The organism is Arthrobacter sp. ASL1, from assembly GCF_056680475.1.
On record NZ_CM155284.1, the window covers coordinates 1,781,884 to 1,799,514 of the forward strand.

The 17,631-nt window shown below is 61.5% G+C and carries 13 protein-coding genes and 2 pseudogenes; 8 read left to right on the forward strand and 7 right to left on the reverse strand.

The genetic code is table 11. The features are described from left to right. Positions 1–83: 83 nt before the first annotated feature. On the reverse strand, positions 84–608 hold the full coding sequence (locus AC1MEQ_RS08405; protein WP_479795684.1) for a Pycsar system effector family protein: 525 nt from the start codon (positions 606–608) through the stop codon (positions 84–86). Further along, entirely contained in the window at positions 605–1,579 is a 975-nt protein-coding gene (locus tag AC1MEQ_RS08410; protein ID WP_479795686.1) for an adenylate/guanylate cyclase domain-containing protein, read from the reverse strand. The genes AC1MEQ_RS08405 and AC1MEQ_RS08410 overlap by 4 nt, the downstream gene beginning before the upstream one ends. A gap of 196 nt (positions 1,580–1,775) precedes the next feature. On the opposite strand from AC1MEQ_RS08410, the pseudogene AC1MEQ_RS08415 reads away from it, so the two are divergent. Then, positions 1,776–1,901 (forward strand): annotated as a pseudogene (locus tag AC1MEQ_RS08415) (IS256 family transposase); the annotation flags it as partial. A 529-nt stretch (positions 1,902–2,430) separates the two neighbouring features. On the opposite strand, the gene AC1MEQ_RS08420 reads toward AC1MEQ_RS08415, so the two are convergent. The 5 genes from AC1MEQ_RS08420 to AC1MEQ_RS08440 form a co-directional block, all read right to left on the reverse strand. Beyond that, positions 2,431–3,141 (reverse strand): hypothetical protein, encoded by a 711-nt coding sequence (locus AC1MEQ_RS08420; RefSeq protein ID WP_479795688.1) that lies wholly within the window; start codon positions 3,139–3,141, stop codon positions 2,431–2,433. Between the two features lie 108 nt (positions 3,142–3,249). Continuing rightward, positions 3,250–6,183: a type I restriction endonuclease subunit R gene (locus tag AC1MEQ_RS08425; protein WP_479795690.1), complete on the reverse strand. Its 2,934-nt coding sequence runs from the start codon at positions 6,181–6,183 to the stop codon at positions 3,250–3,252. 2 nt (positions 6,184–6,185) lie between these two features. Further along, positions 6,186–7,421, reverse strand: coding sequence for a restriction endonuclease subunit S (locus AC1MEQ_RS08430; RefSeq protein WP_479795692.1), 1,236 nt, complete (start codon positions 7,419–7,421; stop codon positions 6,186–6,188). A 143-nt stretch (positions 7,422–7,564) separates the two neighbouring features. After that, positions 7,565–9,535: a type I restriction-modification system subunit M gene (locus AC1MEQ_RS08435; protein ID WP_479795694.1), complete on the reverse strand. Its 1,971-nt coding sequence runs from the start codon at positions 9,533–9,535 to the stop codon at positions 7,565–7,567. A gap of 501 nt (positions 9,536–10,036) precedes the next feature. Next, positions 10,037–10,837 (reverse strand): DeoR/GlpR family DNA-binding transcription regulator, encoded by an 801-nt coding sequence (locus tag AC1MEQ_RS08440; RefSeq protein WP_479795696.1) that lies wholly within the window; start codon positions 10,835–10,837, stop codon positions 10,037–10,039. Between the two features lie 78 nt (positions 10,838–10,915). On the opposite strand from AC1MEQ_RS08440, the pseudogene AC1MEQ_RS08445 reads away from it, so the two are divergent. From AC1MEQ_RS08445 to AC1MEQ_RS08475, 7 genes and pseudogenes are all read left to right on the forward strand, one after another. Then, positions 10,916–11,296 (forward strand): annotated as a pseudogene (locus tag AC1MEQ_RS08445) (SDR family oxidoreductase); the annotation flags it as partial. Between the two features lie 148 nt (positions 11,297–11,444). Next, on the forward strand, positions 11,445–12,554 hold the full coding sequence (locus AC1MEQ_RS08450) for a PDDEXK nuclease domain-containing protein (RefSeq protein WP_479795698.1): 1,110 nt from the start codon (positions 11,445–11,447) through the stop codon (positions 12,552–12,554). A 74-nt stretch (positions 12,555–12,628) separates the two neighbouring features. Beyond that, entirely contained in the window at positions 12,629–14,266 is a 1,638-nt protein-coding gene (locus tag AC1MEQ_RS08455; RefSeq protein ID WP_479795700.1) for a CocE/NonD family hydrolase, read from the forward strand. 182 nt (positions 14,267–14,448) lie between these two features. After that, positions 14,449–15,615, forward strand: coding sequence for an MFS transporter (locus tag AC1MEQ_RS08460; protein WP_479795702.1), 1,167 nt, complete (start codon positions 14,449–14,451; stop codon positions 15,613–15,615). A 141-nt stretch (positions 15,616–15,756) separates the two neighbouring features. Then, positions 15,757–16,014, forward strand: coding sequence for a hypothetical protein (locus AC1MEQ_RS08465; RefSeq protein ID WP_479795704.1), 258 nt, complete (start codon positions 15,757–15,759; stop codon positions 16,012–16,014). A 329-nt stretch (positions 16,015–16,343) separates the two neighbouring features. After that, positions 16,344–17,132 (forward strand): MBL fold metallo-hydrolase, encoded by a 789-nt coding sequence (locus AC1MEQ_RS08470; RefSeq protein ID WP_479795705.1) that lies wholly within the window; start codon positions 16,344–16,346, stop codon positions 17,130–17,132. 116 nt (positions 17,133–17,248) lie between these two features. Next, complete coding sequence (locus tag AC1MEQ_RS08475) at positions 17,249–17,596, forward strand: universal stress protein (protein ID WP_479795707.1); 348 nt, start codon at positions 17,249–17,251, stop codon at positions 17,594–17,596. Positions 17,597–17,631: the final 35 nt, after the last annotated feature.

The window sequence follows — 17,631 nt, forward strand, 5'->3', positions numbered from 1 at the left end:
TTCCGCCGGGCCGCACAGTTCCGAAAGTAGAGTGCGCAAACGGCACAAGCCGCGGTCAGGTATGGCCGCTAGGCATTGGTAGATCAGCCGCCGATCAACACTGCCGAAAATAGGGAAGCGGAAGCGACTCCAACGCAGATTATGCCAATCTGTATTGAACGGTATTTCTTGTGGACGACCGACGAGATAGCCGCAACTTGATCGAGTGCTGCAACTTCAGGGTCCTCGGCTGTATCTATGAGACCTTTTCTGAGTTGGCAATACGAAAGACCGACCACGTCCCCAAAATAAGCCACGATCCCTAAACGCCGCTTCGATCGGTATTTTGTTCGCGGAAATACGGCGACACCTAAAGCGGCGGCACCTACTAAACCAATCCCGGTCCCAACCCACCAAAGCCATTCAATATGATCGTCTAGGTTCGCCGGATGCCACGAGCCTCCTAAGATCGCCGCCATAATCGCTGCCATGACGACGCCAATGGCGGCGAGCAGGATTGAGGCCTTACCGTCGGCGCGAGCCAATTCCTCTCTGGCTTCCCGCAGGATGCCATTCGCTAATGCGACATAGGGAGCTAGATCATCGCGCCTGTTGCCACGCCGTTTCATCGGCTCGGGCGGTTGAAGGTAGTTCGTGGATCTCGCCGCTGAGCATCCACTTCTAATTCAAGAGCTTTGCGCTCGGCCAGCCTTTCCTTGCGCGCTTTTACCTTTAGGCCCTCGGAACCGGCAGCAAGCAACGTGAGATGGCTCCGCTCACTTTCAATAATCTCTGGTCGGTAAGTCTCCCCATTGAGAACGGCATTGCAAAACTCCTCGCCATGGTTGTCACACCAACCGCTTTTCAGAACCTGGCCGTACTTCTCTGCGTCGGGGATGTTGTCCAAGGTTCGTTCTTCCCAAAGCAATGAAGGGATGCCGCCTTCGACGCCTTCCTCGCAACCGCAAGAAAAGGCGATGTAGTCGTTGCTTGAAACTGCATCCCACACGCTGCCGGTTACTAGGGTCTTCCCTGGGTCAGTTTGTTGGGCAGCCTTGGCTGCGTAATTGACCGGCCGACCAGCCCAAACCGGCTCTTGCATATCCAAGTGGCGCGCCAAACCTACCCGCTTCGCGAGAATTGGCCCACTTGCGATGCCGACCTTAAACCCCGTGGACGGCGCCTCTGGCCACTTGGCCTCGAGCTGGCTTTCAAAGTTATCGCTGAACGTGTGGATAGAAATGGCGGCACATAGCGCGTGCTCGTAGCTGAGTTCCCCCCAAAACAAGCCAAACCCTCCATCGCCTTGTATATCGACGAAATCAGCGCCAAAGGAGTTCAAGATCTGCACGACGCCGCCGACTCCTGCGTCGTAGATGCTGGCCGTGCTGGCGGGCTTGCGCCCTTTCTCCAAATTGGTTGAGGACTTCAAGTCAAACATCACGGCTACCAGGTTCGTCAGTCGATGCCATTCCGGCTTGTCGACTGGGAGCTTGGTGACATCAAAATTCCCGTCTTTAACCACGACCGAAGGCATTTTTTCAAACTTCGTAGCAGTGCGTTCTTGAAGCTGATCAAGTAGTGCGTTGAGTTCGACCACCGTGGCCCCTTTCCTTGCACTCAACCCTAGAGGCCGAACCCGACACTTTGACATGGCGAGCTCGGATCATGGCTGTGAATCGCAAGTAGTGCCCCATAGAGTGGTGTACCGTCCGGTCGACCGCAGATAAGAAGCGCGGCCACCGGACGTATCCTTCGAGGAATCTCCTACAACCACTCAAGAGGACATCGCCACGATGACCGCTGCCCAAATTATCGACCCTCGGCGCATGCTTGTCGAAGCACGCTCCGACGCCTCCCCGGACCTGATGCGTTCGATGCTGCAGACCATGATCAACGCCCCGCTTTCCGCCGACGCGAACGGTGCGACATGAGACTGCATGTCGACTCTTCCATCCCTGCCGCTTAGCGGCGCGTGCGTTTTCAATCTGACGTGCCCTCCACTGCTCCAGAAGCGCGACTGGATACATGGCCTCATCGTCATCTATGAGTTTCGCATCACTTCGGCACAAGTGAATCCCGTTGCTCGCATCGACGCGCGCACCTTCAGTCATCGTCGAGTCGTATCGAGCGGTGCCCGGGCGGCACCCTCTGATATGAGCTGCCTCAGCGGTTGAGGAAAGACCATTCTTTCGCGCACCTGAGGCGGCGGTAGTCGCCTTTTCACACCAAGGGGCCGAGCAGACGTATCTCGCCTCCCCAGCGAGACGTCGTTTCGTTGCAAGACTGAACGCTCCAGACCTCATCCGCACAGCTCTGCACACGATAACCAAATAACGATGCAGGCCAACAATTTTAGCCGACGGGGCTACCTGTTTACGTGTTCAAGCGACGCCGAGACTTAAAGGGAGCGCGCTCGCGAAGAGTTCCGCTACTCGGCACGCAAGTTGCCTACCTGACGTCAACCGTCCCGCCAGCGGAGGTTCTGTCCTTCGGGTGCCGCATGTCTGCGGGCGCGGAGTCGTCGGCTATACCCGCAGCCGGAGAGGGCAGGTCCAGCTCTTCAATCTCCACTATATAGCGCTGCCACCCGGCCCTGGCTTGGTACCTCGCCAACCAAATCTCCGTGGTTCCCAACAGGTGCCCAGACTTGCGGCGAGCCCGGCCCCTGAACCAGATGTCGGAGAGGCCCTCCGGTAGGTCGAGATCCTCAACGGGCTCGAAGGACCCGTCCTCGTAAGAGTCGGACAGGCGATAGAAGTAGTCTGCCGCATCGTAACTTCGCCCAAATAGGAAGAGATGACGTTCATCAGCCTGCTGGACTTGCAACTTCTTGATGTTTTCGAGCGCCCAGTCCGACGCGAGCAACTCGGCGCACACGTCCGCGAGCTCGTTCAGACGCAATGGGATTGAGCCGCTTTCCCTCTGCGGTCGGCCTTCCTTCTTCGCCCGGGCCCATTCAGCCAACAGGTCCCTGGCCGGAGGCGAGGTGACCTCGACGATGTCCCGAGTTCGCCCGTCGCCACTGATCCAACAGCCATCGGGCATCTTGTTCCCGCTGGCGGCGTCTGCGAGTCTGATATCGACCCCAAGGACTTTTTCCATGATCAGGAGAGCGATCTCTTCTTCGCGGCGTGCTTTCGCACCAGGACCGTTGCTCATGCCTAGATTCCATCACACTCCGGAGTCCCCGAGGCATATGGGTTCATGCTGAATATGCCGATTCGATCTCTTGCCGTGGCTCTACTCACCACCCGTTTACGACGGTGATCACGCGCCCTTCCGGTAAGTCGTATTAAACACGGCCTCGGCAAGCCAGCGCTTGAAGCTGCTGTTGTCCTGGAACTCTTTGAAGAGTTGAGTGTCATCTGCAATGAGGCGCAACATCACCTGGCTGAGGGCACGGTCGCTTTCCACGCGGGCATTCACGGGGTCGTCGTTGGCCTGCGCGTTCTTGTAGGCCTCGTCTTCTGCGACGAGTTTTGGGATCTCTTCGGTGATGAATCGCTCGACACGGTCGGCGTCGTTCCAGTCGATATTGCCGAAATGATCGTTGAAGCTCCGCACGATTGCCGAGAGCCTCTCGAGTTCCGGATCCGTGCGGTGCCCTCCACCGGCGGCAGGGACCGGGTCAAGGGTGCCATCTTCGTCATCAAGAACGATCTTTATCGCGGTGTGCTTCTCAGCCCGGTACGACTCCAAATCGATGTTCGCCAGGATGCCCGCAGCGAGGTCTTCTTCTTTCGGAGCTGGCAGCTTCGGCACCAGGTGATCGAGGAAAATCAATCGCTTCTCCCACTCGCTACTCCCGTAGGGCAGGACACTGGAGAGGAAGTTGTAGGTCCGCAGGAACGCTTTCGCATTGCCTTTGAACATCACCTGGTCGTCTTCGTCGGGGAGCCCGATGTACTCCGCGACGCTAGTATCGAGCAGCGGGTCGAGCTGATCTCGGATTTCCCCCGCCAGGTAACGGGTGACGAACTCGTCGACTTGTTCGGGCGTGTAGATGCCGAATGTGTCGAGGTCGTTTATCAGATCATGCAGCTTGTTGGCGTCAGTCTCTTCTGCCAGCACTGTTGTGCGGTAGTAGGGCTCGAACGCGCGTTCAATTTCGTCGGCGTGGTTGGCAAAGTCGAGCACAAAAGTGTCGTGCTTGGCGGGATGTGCCCGGTTTAGCCGAGATAGCGTCTGCACGGCCAAAACCCCCGAAAGCGCCTTGTCGACATACATCGTGTGCAGGAGCGGCTCGTCGTAACCGGTCTGAAATTTATTCGCGACGACAAGAATCCTATATGGATCGGTCCTCACTTGCTCGGCGATCGCGTTGGACGGGAAGCCGTTCAAGCTCGCCTCGGTAACCTTCATGCCTTTGTACTCGTGCTCGCCGGAGAACGCGACGACCACCTTGTACGGGCTCTTGCGCGCACCGAGTGCATCGCGGATCGCATGGAAGTACTCGATGCACCGAGCAATCGACGCGGTCACGACCATCGCACGCGCCTGGCCGCCGATCTTGCGCTTCGCAACCACCTGAGAGAGGAAGTGCTCGACCATGATGCCAGTCTTCTGCGCGATAGCGTGTTCGTTGCCTTCGACGTAGGCCCGCAGCTTCTTCGAGGCGCGTTTCGCGTCGAATTCGGGATCGTCCTCGACGGTTTTCATCAGCTTGTAGTAGCTACCGACAGGCGTGTAGTTGGCGAGGACGTCCACGATGAAGCCCTCCTGAATGGCCTGCTTCATCGTGTACGAGTGGAACGGGCGGAAACCCGTTCCACCTTCAGCGTTGGGAACCGGCTCACCGAACATCTCGAGCGTCTTGTTCTTAGGCGTTGCGGTGAACGCGAAATAGCTCGCGTTCGACAACAGCTTCTTACCCTCGATGATCCGGTTGATCCGGTCCTCAACCGTGTCCTCCTCGCCCGCTTCGACCCCTGCCAGCGCACGCGAAACAGCCGCTGAAGTCTTCGACCCTTGGGATGAGTGCGCCTCGTCAATGACAATGGCGAATTTTCGGTCACGGTGGTCCGCTCCAATGTCATCCAAAATGTACGGGAACTTCTGCACCGTGGTGACGATGATCTTCTTGCCCGCCGAAATCGCCCGCCGCAAGTCTCCGGACTGGTCGGCATGGACCACGGTCGACCCCACTTGCAGGAACGCCTTTATCGTCTGCGTGAGCTGGCTATCAAGGATGATCCGGTCGGTGACGACGATGATCGAGTCGAACGCGACCCGCCCTTGGTGTGTGGCCTCCGTGAGTTGGTGAGTCAGCCAAGCGATAGAGTTCGACTTCCCGCTGCCGGCCGAGTGCTGGATGAGATACTTCCGACCAGCACCATTCGCCTCGACATCAGACAGAAGCTGGCGTACGACATCGAGCTGGTGGTGTCGAGGGAAGATCGCCTTCGAAACCTTCTTGCCTGTCTTCGGATTCTTCTCGACCACGACCTGCGCGTAGTTCTCGATGATTCCCGCGAGACTCTGCGGAGAGAGCACCCGCCGCCACAGATAGTCCGTCATCACCCCATCAGGATTCGGCGGGTTACCCGCGCCGTCGTTGAATCCCTGATCAAACGGGAGGAACCACGACGAAGTTCCCTTGAGCTCGGTGCAGAACCGTGCGCGCTGATCGTCAAGAGCGAAGTGCGCGATTGTCCGCCCAAACGCAAACAGCGGCTCGCGAGGGTCGCGGTCACGCTGGTACTGCTGCACCGCGTCTTCAACAGTCTGGTTTGTGATGTTGTTCTTCAGCTCGAACGTGAACACCGGGAGACCGTTGACCAACGCCACCAGGTCAACGGCATCGCCGGTGTTGCTCACACTATGGTGCACCTGACGCGTTATCACGAACCGGTTCGCGACGAAATGCTCAGCCGCCTTCGGGTTCCCGGCCGCAGGTTTCGGGTAGTACAAGTCAATATGCCGACCTTGATGATCGATCCCGTTACGCAACGCGTGGACCACCCCACGCCGCGTGATTTCTCCCTGTAACCGGGCGAGGAACTTATGACGCGTCGGGGTTTCCGTTGCGAGTCCTAAGGGCTCGACGAGATCGGGCTGGGTCGACTCGATGAACGCGGCAAAGTGCCCGAGATCGAGCGCGTAGGAGGGGACATAGTCACCAGGCACACCCTCAGTCCAGCCACCCTCGCTCATCTGAGCGACAATGAGCGATTCCAAGCTCTCCTCGTTGAGACGCTGCATGCTTACCCCTCACCCTCGCTCATTGCTTCCTCGAGATCATCATCGACCGCAGTTATCAGGTTGTCGAATGATTCGGGTGCCTCGGGCAACGTAGCTGCGATCGCACGAACGTCCACTTGCCCCGTCACGACGTCGGCGACCAAGCGCGTGCGGAATTCCTGAAGCAACTCAATCTCACGCTGAGTTTGTAGTGCCACACTCTTGATCTTCTGAGCGGCGATGCGGACTTGGCGAACGAAGGACGCTTGGGCCTCTGGCGGAGCCAGCGGGATACTGATTCTCTTCATCCGGCCAAGACCTAGGTCCTGGTTGGTCGCACCTCGAGTCTCGAGTTGTGACTGCTCATAACACGCAGGGGAATTCAACACAATCTCGAGAAATTCTGGGGAGACTAAGTCCTTGATGAGCTTTAGAACGGCAATGTGTACCCACACCTGAAACCGCTCATCGACATCTACAGCCTTCGCCACCCCGGTCGTCCCACCCTTGGTGTAGAGTACATCACCAATCTCGGGACGCACGCGTCTGTCGAACTCGGTCGCGAGACCCTCATCGACATACTTTAGGTCGTCGAACGACCACGCCCCGGGTCGAATGTTTCGGGCCGATAAGAATGGAACACCTGTGTCTGAATACGCGGGCGAGAAGTGAGGACCGTCGACTGCGCGGTGAAGCACCCGTCCAAGCGAGACTACGCTCCACCCATTTCTCACCACCGGAAACCATCGATCTCCCGTTATGGCGTCGCCGCTCGAAATCAGGGCACTCACCTCGACACGTTTCCGCTCCGCGAGGAGGGCGATGAGACTGCGCTTGGCGGCGATGGCCTTGTCGATGCGGGCATTCGCGTGGGAGAGGTACTTCACAATCGCAGCCTGCTCCTCCGCCGGCGGCACAAGGCAGGGCATCCGTTTGAGATCCGACCAGCCCAGTTGCTGGCGTAGTCCGCTGCCCATTCCGTAAATGCGCTTCGATGAGTCAACGACAGTCAGATACTGATATGCATACGAATCGCCCCAGCCTCCAAAAGGACGAAGACCAATGTACGCCGAGGTGATGATCCCACGGTTCTTGACATGTCCAATACGGATGCTCGTATGGTCGTTCTGCAAGTCCGTCGGGCGCACGACGATGTCGCCTGGGTCAAGGATCTGGTATCCCTCGTAGGACTCGGGAACCAGTCCACGCTGCTTCTCGACGGGCTTCACAATTACCCGACCGTAGCTCAGCGAGAGCACCTGAGACTCGGTCAGCCCGTCGTTCTAGCGCCGGTTTTCCTGTAGCACCGCGAGTCCCGGTTGCACTCGCCAGTGACTCGGCGTTGAAGACGACCAGAAGGAATTCGGCGCTGACTCCACGTACCGCGGGAGATCACGAAACATCAGTCCTCACCTGCGATTTCGGTGATCAAGTCGTCTGTTTCAGCTTCGAGCGCGCGAATATCGGCTTGGATCTCAGCCAGCGTGCGCATCGGCTCGGGCTTGTAGAAGTTGCGGGTGAAGGAGATTTCGTAGCCGACTTTTGTCTTCGACTCGTCAATCCACGCATCCGGAGCGTAAGGAGTGACTTCACGTCGGAAGAACGCCTCGAGCCCGTCGGCGTATTCATCTTCCGGCTCAGTCAGCGGCACCTGTTCAGTATCGCGGAGCGCGGTGTCGGGTTCGTACTCCACCACGCGAGATCGCCCGTCGATGTGCACCTCGTATCGGCCGTGCAGCGGGTCAGGCTTCGCAGCCTGCGGCAGCCTCTTCTTGATGACCGGTGGCGCAGTCTCATCGCGCACACCCTCTTCCTTGAGCTGCTTGATCTCCTTGGTCGTGTATACACGGTTGGGATCGACGCCGGCCATGCGGAGCGGCCGTTCGACGGTGATCTTCCGATAGCCGAAGTCGACTCCGTCGAACACCTTTGAGCGGTCGGTGTCCTCATACTGATCGAATGCGGTGAATGCTTCGAGAACCTTGTCGGCGTCAGTCGCGCTGACTTCGACGCCCTTCTCACCGAGGTTCCTGCGCAGCGGCGTCGACCATCCGGTGGCATCGATCAGTTGCACCTTACCCATACGCCGATCTTCCTTGCGGTTCGAAAGCACCCACACGTAGGTCGCGATGCCGGTGTTGTAAAACATCTTGAGCGGCAGCGCGACGATCGCTTCGAGCCAGTCGTTCTCGATGATCCAGCGACGAATATTGCTCTCGCCCTGCCCTGCGTCGCCAGTGAACAGAGAAGAACCGTTGTGAACTGATGCAATCCGCGAACCCAGATCAGTTCCCAGTTTCATCTTCGAGATCAGATTCGCCAGGAACATGAGCTGCCCGTCGCTGCTCCGGGTCACGAGTGAATATTCGCTGTCGTTGTCGTGAGTGACCACGAAGCGAGGGTCGATGATCTTTTTCGCGCCCCCAAGTCGATCCTGGTCGGACTTCCAGCTCTTGCCATACGGCGGGTTCGAGAGCATGAAGTCGAACTCCTGCCCGGCGAACGCGTCGTTCGAGAGCGTCGAGTATGCGGGGCCGCCGACAATGTTATCGGCTGCCTTGCCATCTCCCTTCAGGATCAGGTCGGCTTTTGCGATCGCATAGGTCTCTGCGTTGATCTCCTGCCCATACAAGTGGGTGGAGACCTTCTTACCCGATCGCTCCGTGAGGTGCTTCAGCGTCTCCTCGGCGACGGTGAGCATGCCACCGGTACCCATGGCACCGTCGTAGAGACGGTAGGTTCCTGAGGGGATCGCGTCGGCAATCGGTTCAAACATCAGCCTGGTCATCAGCCTCACAGCATCGCGCGGAGTCCAGTGCTCACCAGCTTCCTCGTTGTTCTCCTCGTTGAAACGACGTACGAGCTCCTCGAAGACAGTACCCATTCCATGGTTATCGAGACCCGTCGGCGAGAGGTCAAGATCAGGCGCGAGGAACTTCTCGATCAAGGCTCCGAGCGCATCTGCCTTCGTCAAACGCGGAAGCTGATTTCGGAACTCGAAGTTGTCGATGATCTCTTGCACGTTAAGTGAGAACCCGTCAAGGTACGCCTCGAAGTTTTGCCGTAGACGGGTCGAGTTCGACACATGACGCAAGTCTTGCAGCGAGTATCCGGACGTGTTGTAGAAGTCCTGCTTGGCCGCGTCCCGGAGCGGAGCATCCTGATCAGCGATCCCGGCATCATCAAGCATCTTCTTCATTGCCGTCACGTGGTCACGCGTTGGGCCAAGCACGCTGTCGAGTCGCCGCAGAACTATGAATGGGAGGATCACGTCCCGGTACTTGCCACGGACGTAGAGGTCACGCAGCACATCGTCAGCGATGTTCCAGATGAGAGCCACAATTCGACCGTGGTTGATGAAACTGTGCGACACTCAGATCCTTTGTTATTGAGCTGACGTCCTCCCGAGCGGTTGGGAGACGACTTTGTGACAGGCGAAGCCGCCCTACCAGCACAATGTTAGACGGCACCCCTGACTCTCGCTCAGCGCAGGCAGCTCTTGTACGCAAAGCGCCGGGTCTCGATCAGGTCATTCAAGACAACGGCCACAATAGCAATTGAGCTTCGACGGCGATCTGCTAAGCGGGGGTGCCAGGGCAGTGACCGGTGAGGACACATTCGCCTCACTCCGCAATATATCGACGCGTCACTCCGGGCTACTCGGCAGCCCGAGAGCACAGATATCAGCTACCTGATAAGCCATACCGCGTTCGAGCAGACTTGGAACTTGGCGGCCACTACCGTATTCGCCCTATGGAGATGTACGAACGCGAGGACTACAAACGGAAGGCAAGGAGACCTTCTACGACTTCGAGAATGGGGGTCTAACCTCGATCAGTCAGCGCCAATTTCTCCGTTGACTACCACAGGTGGGTCAGGCCTCATGCGTCACCTGCACCAGCGGCGTCACCGTCGCCACGGCTACGTCGACGCCGGCCAGGTAGAACGGCTCCAGCTGTTCCTCGGTCGCCGAATCATCGGTCACCAGCGTCCACCGTTCGGGCAGTTTCGCCCACGCATGGAACGGTGCGGCTCCCAGCTTGGAGGCATCGGCCAGCACGACGACTTCGTGGGCCTGCCGGCACATCATCTCGTTGAGCCGGGTCTGTTGCAGGTCGGCTTCGCAGATGGAATCCACGGCGACGCCGTCTGCCCCGAGGAACACCCGGTCTAACGTCATGCGCTCCAGCGCTGCTTCGGCCAGCGGGCCGACGAATCCCTGGCTGGGGTGGCGGAGCGTCCCGCCGAGGCATTCGACGTGGATGGCATCGACCTCGGCGAGTTCCTCGAGCACGGCCAGCGAGGTGGTGGCGACGGTGAGCGAGATGTCGTGTTGGAGCTCGGTGGCCAGCGCCGCGACCGAGGAGCCAGCGTCGAGGAGGATGGATTCGCCGTCGTGCACCAGGGTCCTAGCCAGGCGGGCCATGGCGCGCTTGGCGGAGGCTGCCTCCTGGTTGCGCTGGCGGAACGTGGACTCCCCGCCGCCTCCGGTCAGCGCCTTGGCACCACCGTAGGTGCGGGCGATCTTGCCCTCGCCGGTCAACCGGGCGAGGTCGCGGCGGATGGTGGAGGCGGTGACGTCGAACCGTGCCGAGAGTCCCTCGACGCTGGTCAGGGCGCCGGTGTGGGCCAGGAGCACGATGTCGTCCCTGCGCTGGCGTGCGCCGATGGACATGGGTGCTCCTGTTCCGCGCCGGCTGGCCTGCTCGCCCGCCTAGGCCCGGTCGACGCGGTGGTCCATGCCGCGGGATTCATGACGACGGCGCCGCTGGGCGGTTTGGGCCCTGCGGCGCTGCGCGGCATGTTCGCCGTGCATGTGGAGGCGGCCTCGGCCCTGGTGGACACGCTCACCGGGCGGATCTCCGACGGCGGCCGCGTGGTCCTCGTCGGCAGCCGGACCATGACCGGCGTCGCCGGCAAGAGCCACTACGCCGCCACGAAATCGGCCATGGCCGGGCTGAGCCGCAGCTGGGCCATCGAGCTGGCACCGCGGACGATCACCTGCAACATCGTGGCGCCCGGACCCACCGAGACTCTAATGCTCAGCGATCCCGGTCGGGCCGGTGTTCCGCCGAAGGTCCCGGCACTGGGCAAGCTGGTCAATCCCGTGGATGTCGCCGAGCTGGTCGCCTTCCTGCTAGGCCCCCACGGCTCGTCGATCAGCGGGCAGACGTTGACGATCTGCGGGGGCGCGTCGCTGTTATCCACATCCCCACCGTGCCGCATCCATTTGTCAGTGGTAGCCGATAGGTTCGAGCCAGTAGAGATGGGACGGCGGAGTCATGGCACCGAATCAATCGGAGAACTACCCAGGCGACGATGCGGTTGCCCGTTTCGTCAGCACCCAGCCGCTTGCCAGGTTGCCGGCGTGGTATCCGGATCTTTTGGCAACGGTCGCCGACCGCATCACGCTCGGCCGTGCCCATGCGATTTCCAGAGTCAACCAAGAGCTCGTCCAAACGTATTGGAAAATTGGCGGTGAGTTGCTGGCTCGCGAATCGCTCGAGGGCTGGGGCGCCAAGGTCGTCACTCGTTTGTCAGCTGATCTCCGTGAGCGTTTTCCCGACGCGCGTGGGTACTCCCCACGAAACCTGCGCTACATGAAGGCGTTCGCAGAAGTCTGGCCCGATCCGGCAATGTTGCAGACACCGTCTGCAACATTGCCGTGGAGCCACCATGTTTTGCTCCTGAGCAAGGTAGCGGAGAAGGAAACGCGATTCTGGTACGCCCAGACGGCCGCTGAAAACGGCTGGTCGTACCGATTCCTCGCCCACCAGATCGAGATCCGCCTGCATGAGCGTGCGGGGAAGGCGACCACGAATTTCCAGGCGACGCTTCCGCCGTCGTCCTCGGAAATCGCCCAAGAAGCGCTCAAGGACCCGTACATCTTCGATTTCCTCGGCACGACCGACAAGCGCGACGAACGAGAACTCGAATCTCGGCTCGTGGCCCACGTCCAGCGGTTCCTGCTTGAACTCGGTCGCGGTTTCGCCTTCGTGGGGCGGCAAATGCGGCTGGAAGTGGCCGGCGACGAGTTCATCCCCGATCTAGTCTTCTACAACTTCGTGCTGCGCCGTTTTGTCGTCGTCGAACTCAAGGCCACGTCGTTCGAGCCCGGCTTCCTCGGACAGCTCGGGATGTACATGAGCGCAGTGGACGATCTACTCGCCCAACCCGGCGATGAGCCGACCATCGGGCTCCTGCTGTGCAAGACCAAGAACTCGGTCATCGCCGAATATGCCTTGCGCGGCTTCAAATCGCCCATCGGGGTTGCCGAGTGGGCCACCGAGCTGAGCGAGTCGTTGCCCTCGGAGCTGGCCAACGGACTACCGACCGTCGGCGAGATCGAGGTGGAGCTGGCCGACGTTCCAGTCGATCCTCCGGAGGATTGACCCGCACACGTACGAACAAACGCAGGACTTCCGCATAGTGTTTTGACCAAGCGAAGTACACGGAGGGAGCACGGTTGAGGAACCTGCGCGGACGGTCGATGGCGAGCATCGCCGTCGTGCTTCTTCTCCTGCTGGGAACGTCCGCCTGCACGCCAGCCCCAGCCGCCGAGGACCCCGCAACAGTCAACGAGCCATCCTGGTTCGGCTACGACCGTCCCGCGGAATACTCGGTGACGACCAGCCGCATCACCGTGCCCGTCACGGACCAGGGTCCCCGCTCTCCCGGCACGCTGAGTTGCCTGCTGCACCGGCCCGCCACCGATGGAGCTCCGGCCCCCGGCAGGTTCCCCGGCATCTTCTACCAGTTCGCGCCCTACAACGCGGCCGATGCCCCGGCGAAACCGGATAGCGAGGAGAAGTACCTCGCGGAGCACGGCTACAACGTCCTGCGTTGCGACATCCCCGGCACGGGGGCCAGCGCCGGGCACGGGTACGACCTGAACTGGCCGGTGCAGGATGTTGCGGCGCGGGATGCGATCGATTGGCTGGGCAGCCAAAAATGGTCCACCGGCAAGGTGGGAGCCAGCGGCCGGAGCTACGGGGGCTGGACGGCGCTGCGTGCCGCCGCGCAACGCCCCGAACATCTGGCCGCCGTGCTGACAAACGTGGCACCGTCGAACATGTATGAGCAGTTCATCTACCCCGGCGGGAATCTGGCCGGTGCCGACCTTGCCTGGCCCGGAGCGGTGACGTCGTCCGACCCGGGCTACGCCGCCCGGCAGGTCAAGACCTGGCGCGCCCATCCGGAGCCGGACGACTACTGGGCGGACATGGACCTCACCGACCGCATGCAGCGCGTCGAGGTTCCCGTCATGAGCACGGGCGGTTGGTACGACGTTTTCCGGGCCGGCCCCGTTGAGAATTATGCCGATCTGGTCGGCGCCGACCGGGGCGACAGCTCGTACCTGGTGATGGGTCCGTGGACCCACGGGCAGTCCCACCTGCAGGCGGAACAGCCGCTGCCGCTCGGGGGCCAGCTCGCCTGGTGGGACCACTGGCTCTCCGACACCGAAGACGGCCAGCTGCCCGAACACCACGTCTCCAGCTTTGCCATGCCCACGACGGATTCACCCGGTTGGTCCTCCTACGATGTCTCGCCCAGTCCGACGGGGGAAACCTGGTTTCCCGCGCCGGCCGGCGGTCTGGGCGCCACGGCTCCGCAGGGGGCCTCCGTCCAGTTCCGGGCGGACTCCGACGCGGGTCCGGCAACCACCTGCCTGTTCAACTGCCCCACCCCCGAAACCGTCCCGTCCCAGGCATCGGGTGACTCGGACGGCACGGCGCTCTTCACCGGCGAACCCCTGGCCGATCCGCTGCACCTCGTCGGCAGCGTGACCGCGGACCTCTCCGTGACCAGCCACGCGAAAACACCGCACCCCTTGGCCGTGAAGGTGCTCGATGTCGGACCGGACGGCAAAGTCACCGAGGCCGCCGCCGGATGGACGCGGATCCCCGACGACGCCTTGGGGAAGCGCACGCAGCAGACCGTGCAGTTGCAGTCCACGGATTGGATCTTCCGCCCCGGCCACCGCGTCCGGATCGTCGTCGCCGGCGGCGACTCCCCCAAGACCGGTCCCTCCGCGGCTCCGGGTTCCGTCACGCTGCACACCGGCCAGAACGGTTCGCGGATCGAGTTGCCCGTTCTCCCCTGACCGAGCCCCGCCGTCGTCTTCGATATCTTCCGGTTCGTGGCCTCCGGGAGCCGCCGCCTGGCCCTTTGACGTCACGCTTTACCCACTGGGTGAGCCGGTCTGATTACATGCTGTCCAATGGAACATCAATATGCTTTGGCCGCCACGTGGCCGCCTCGACGGCGGGTCCAGCAGTAGTGTCCATGGAACGGTTATCACAGGTACCCGACGCCGCGCTGCGTTCCATCGGCTTCCTGTCCTTCTTCGACCGGTTCGCCACCCCTCCCATGTTGTTGGTGCTTGCCGCGCGGACTGACCTGACGCTGGGTCAGGCGGTGCAACTGGTGGCTGCCTACGCCCTGCTCTACGCGGTCGGCCAGCCCCTGTGGGGGCTGCTCAGTGATCGGTTTGGCCGGCTCGACATCCTGCGGACCGCACTCGCCGGCACCCTCCTGGGAGCGGTGGCCAGCACGCTCTTCGCCGAATATCTTCCTCTGTTGCTGGCCCGCAGCTGGACCGGTCTCATGTTCGGGGCTTTATATCCGACGCTGTTGACGTTGCTCGGCGACACCCGGGCCGGCCTGGAACGCGCACGCGGCCTGTCCGACCTACAGATCTATTCGTCTCTGGGCACCACGTTGGCCACCCTTGCCGCAGGGGCCCTGGCCACGTGGGTGGACTGGCGGCTCGTCTTCGCGCTCCCCGCAGTCGGTTGCCTGGCACTGCTCATCGCCCTGCGCGGGGTGGCGGCGCCGCCGGCCAGTAGCCATCGATTCCACCCGGCTCGCGCCATCACCAGGTCCACCCTTGTCGTCTACGCGCTCGCGTTCCTGGAGGGCGCCGTGCTCATGGGGGCGCTCACCTACGTGGTCCCGGCACTGCAGCACGCCGGGATCGGCATCGGGCTGGCTGGCGTGCTGGCCACCGGGTACGCGGTGGGGGTGATCGGCGGGGCTCGCCTGATGCGCCGGCTCGTTCACCATTTCTCCCGCACCCGGCTGATTGCGGGAGGCGGCGTCATCCTGGTGGTCGGGATCGCCGCTTCGGCGATCTGGCCGATGCCGGCGGCCTTCACGGTGACGGCGACCCTTATCGGAGCGGCGAACGCCATCATGCACTCCTCGATGCAGGGCTGGGCTACAGATGTCGCCCCGCAGGCCCGCGCGACGACGGTGTCGTTGTTCGCCGGTTCGCTTTTCCTGGGTAGTTCGGCGGCCACTTTCGCCACCGCGCATCTGGCCGAACGCGGTTCCTACGGGTTGATCTTCGCGTGGGGCCTTGCGGCAAGTGTCATGCTGGCCCTGGCCGCGCCCCTGGGACACGCCGTGTGGTGGCGCCGCCACCTGGCCAACACCGAGACTGCCAACTAGCCCGGTCCACAGGGTGAAATAGCCGACAGCGTTCAACGAGACCCGGTCGGTGCGTGCGGTCACCTCATTCCACACGATGGCGATCCACGCCTGGCGCTCCTCGAACTAGGAACGAGGCTTGCTAGATGTGCAGAGCGGATTGTGTTCGACGACGACGGCACCCAGGTCCGCACAGAACGCGACGACATCCTGCGGGCAAATCGGAAGGGCCAGCTCTCACCACAGTCCGGAGTGGATGCCAGGCCGCTGCAGGACCTTGGCATCCTGATCGGCCCGCTCGCCGGGCTCGGAGTAGTCGGTGCAGTGACTGAAGAACTCCAGCACGGGGAGGTTTGCGCCACCGCAATGCAGTTCTCGAACGTTGAGCACAATTCGGCCGTCAAGTCGATTTCCGCCTGAACCCCTGGTTCGCAGCCCCCGCCCCAGAGCTTCTCTGCTGGCCAGTTGACGGGGGGATGCGCGGCGTCGCTAGCGGCTTTGTCGCCCCCTGTGCCCCATACTCTCGCGAAAAGAGGCCGCCGACGATTCCCGGCGTGCCGTGCAGCTTGGCGTTGGACGGTGGTACTCACCGTTGTAGGCAATCCGTACGCCCCCACCCTTTGCCGGCCGTTGAACCGCCGCAGCTATTAGGACGATCGCCCAGATCCGTTCGGGCTCCACGGCCTGGATTTCTAAGAAACAAACTATTAATAATATATTATATAGCATTTGCGGTTAGGATGACTGTTATGAAGAAGCAGCCCAACCGGATCTCGCGTTTCCTGCTCCCCCACGAAAACCCCATGACATTGGGGGGAACCAACGCATACGTCCTCGGAGCTCCTGACGCCGAATCCGTCACCATCGTTGATCCCGGAACGGACGACCGAGCGCTACTGGTTCAGCTAGCCGGAGGCAAGCGGATCGACCTCATCCTGCTGACCCACCACCACGAGGACCACAGTATGGGGGCCGGGTATCTTCACAACTCGTCCGGGGCACCGGTCAGGGCCTGGCGGCCGGAACTGTGTGTCGGCGCCGCGGCCTTGAAGGATGATGAGGTGGTCGACGCCTCCGGCGTGCAGTTGCGCGTCATCCACACACCAGGACATACATCCGATTCCGTTTGCTTCCATGCGCCGTCCGAAGCGCCGAACGGCACCGTCCTGACGGGAGACACGATCCTCGGCCAAGGCACCACCATCATCGAGCACCCGGATGGACTACTCTCCGACTACCTGAACTCGCTGAACAAGCTGGAGTCGTTTGGCCAAGCCCTTGTTCTGCCGGGTCATGGCCCCTGCCTCGGGGGAATTACCGACGCCGTTGCCGAATACCGTGTCCGTCGACTGCGCAGGCTCGCACAGCTGGAGACCACGCTGGTCGGGCGGGAGGACGCGCCCGTCGCGGCCCTTGCCGCGCATATCTATCCGACAAAGACCCATCCGAGGACTCGGCGGGCGGCGGAACGGACCATCCTGGCCCAATTGCGCTACCTCGGCGACCCGCGCGGCTTCGAGGGCGCCGACGCTGAGTAAAGCCACAGCAGACAGGCAGAATCACACCCATCACGGGAGAGAATCATGACAATCTTGGTCGCTTATGCGGCCCGCCCGAGGAACAGTCCGCGATCGACGCAGGCATCGACTTTGCGATGAAACTGGACGAGGAACGCGTCGTTGCCAACGCCGACCCGGGCGGCGAACACATGAGTGGCGCGTTCTCGGATGCGTCTTATCAGGAGGCGCTCACCGAGTTACTGGCTGCATCCGGCGTCAGGCACGACGTGCGGCAATACGTCCGGGGGCGCACCGCCGAGGAAGAACTGCCGGACCTTGCAGGGAGCCTACCTGCGATTCTTCGCATCATGGGCCTTTGCAAGCGCAGCCCCGCGCGCAAGCTGTTGCTGGGTAGCGTGGCGCAGGAAGTTCTGCTCGGCGCTGATTGGCCAGTACTCGCCGTCAAGGCGACTCCCGCCCAGGAGACGCCCCTCGGGACGTGAGGGTGTCCAGCACACAGCCAGGCCGCCTTCCCATT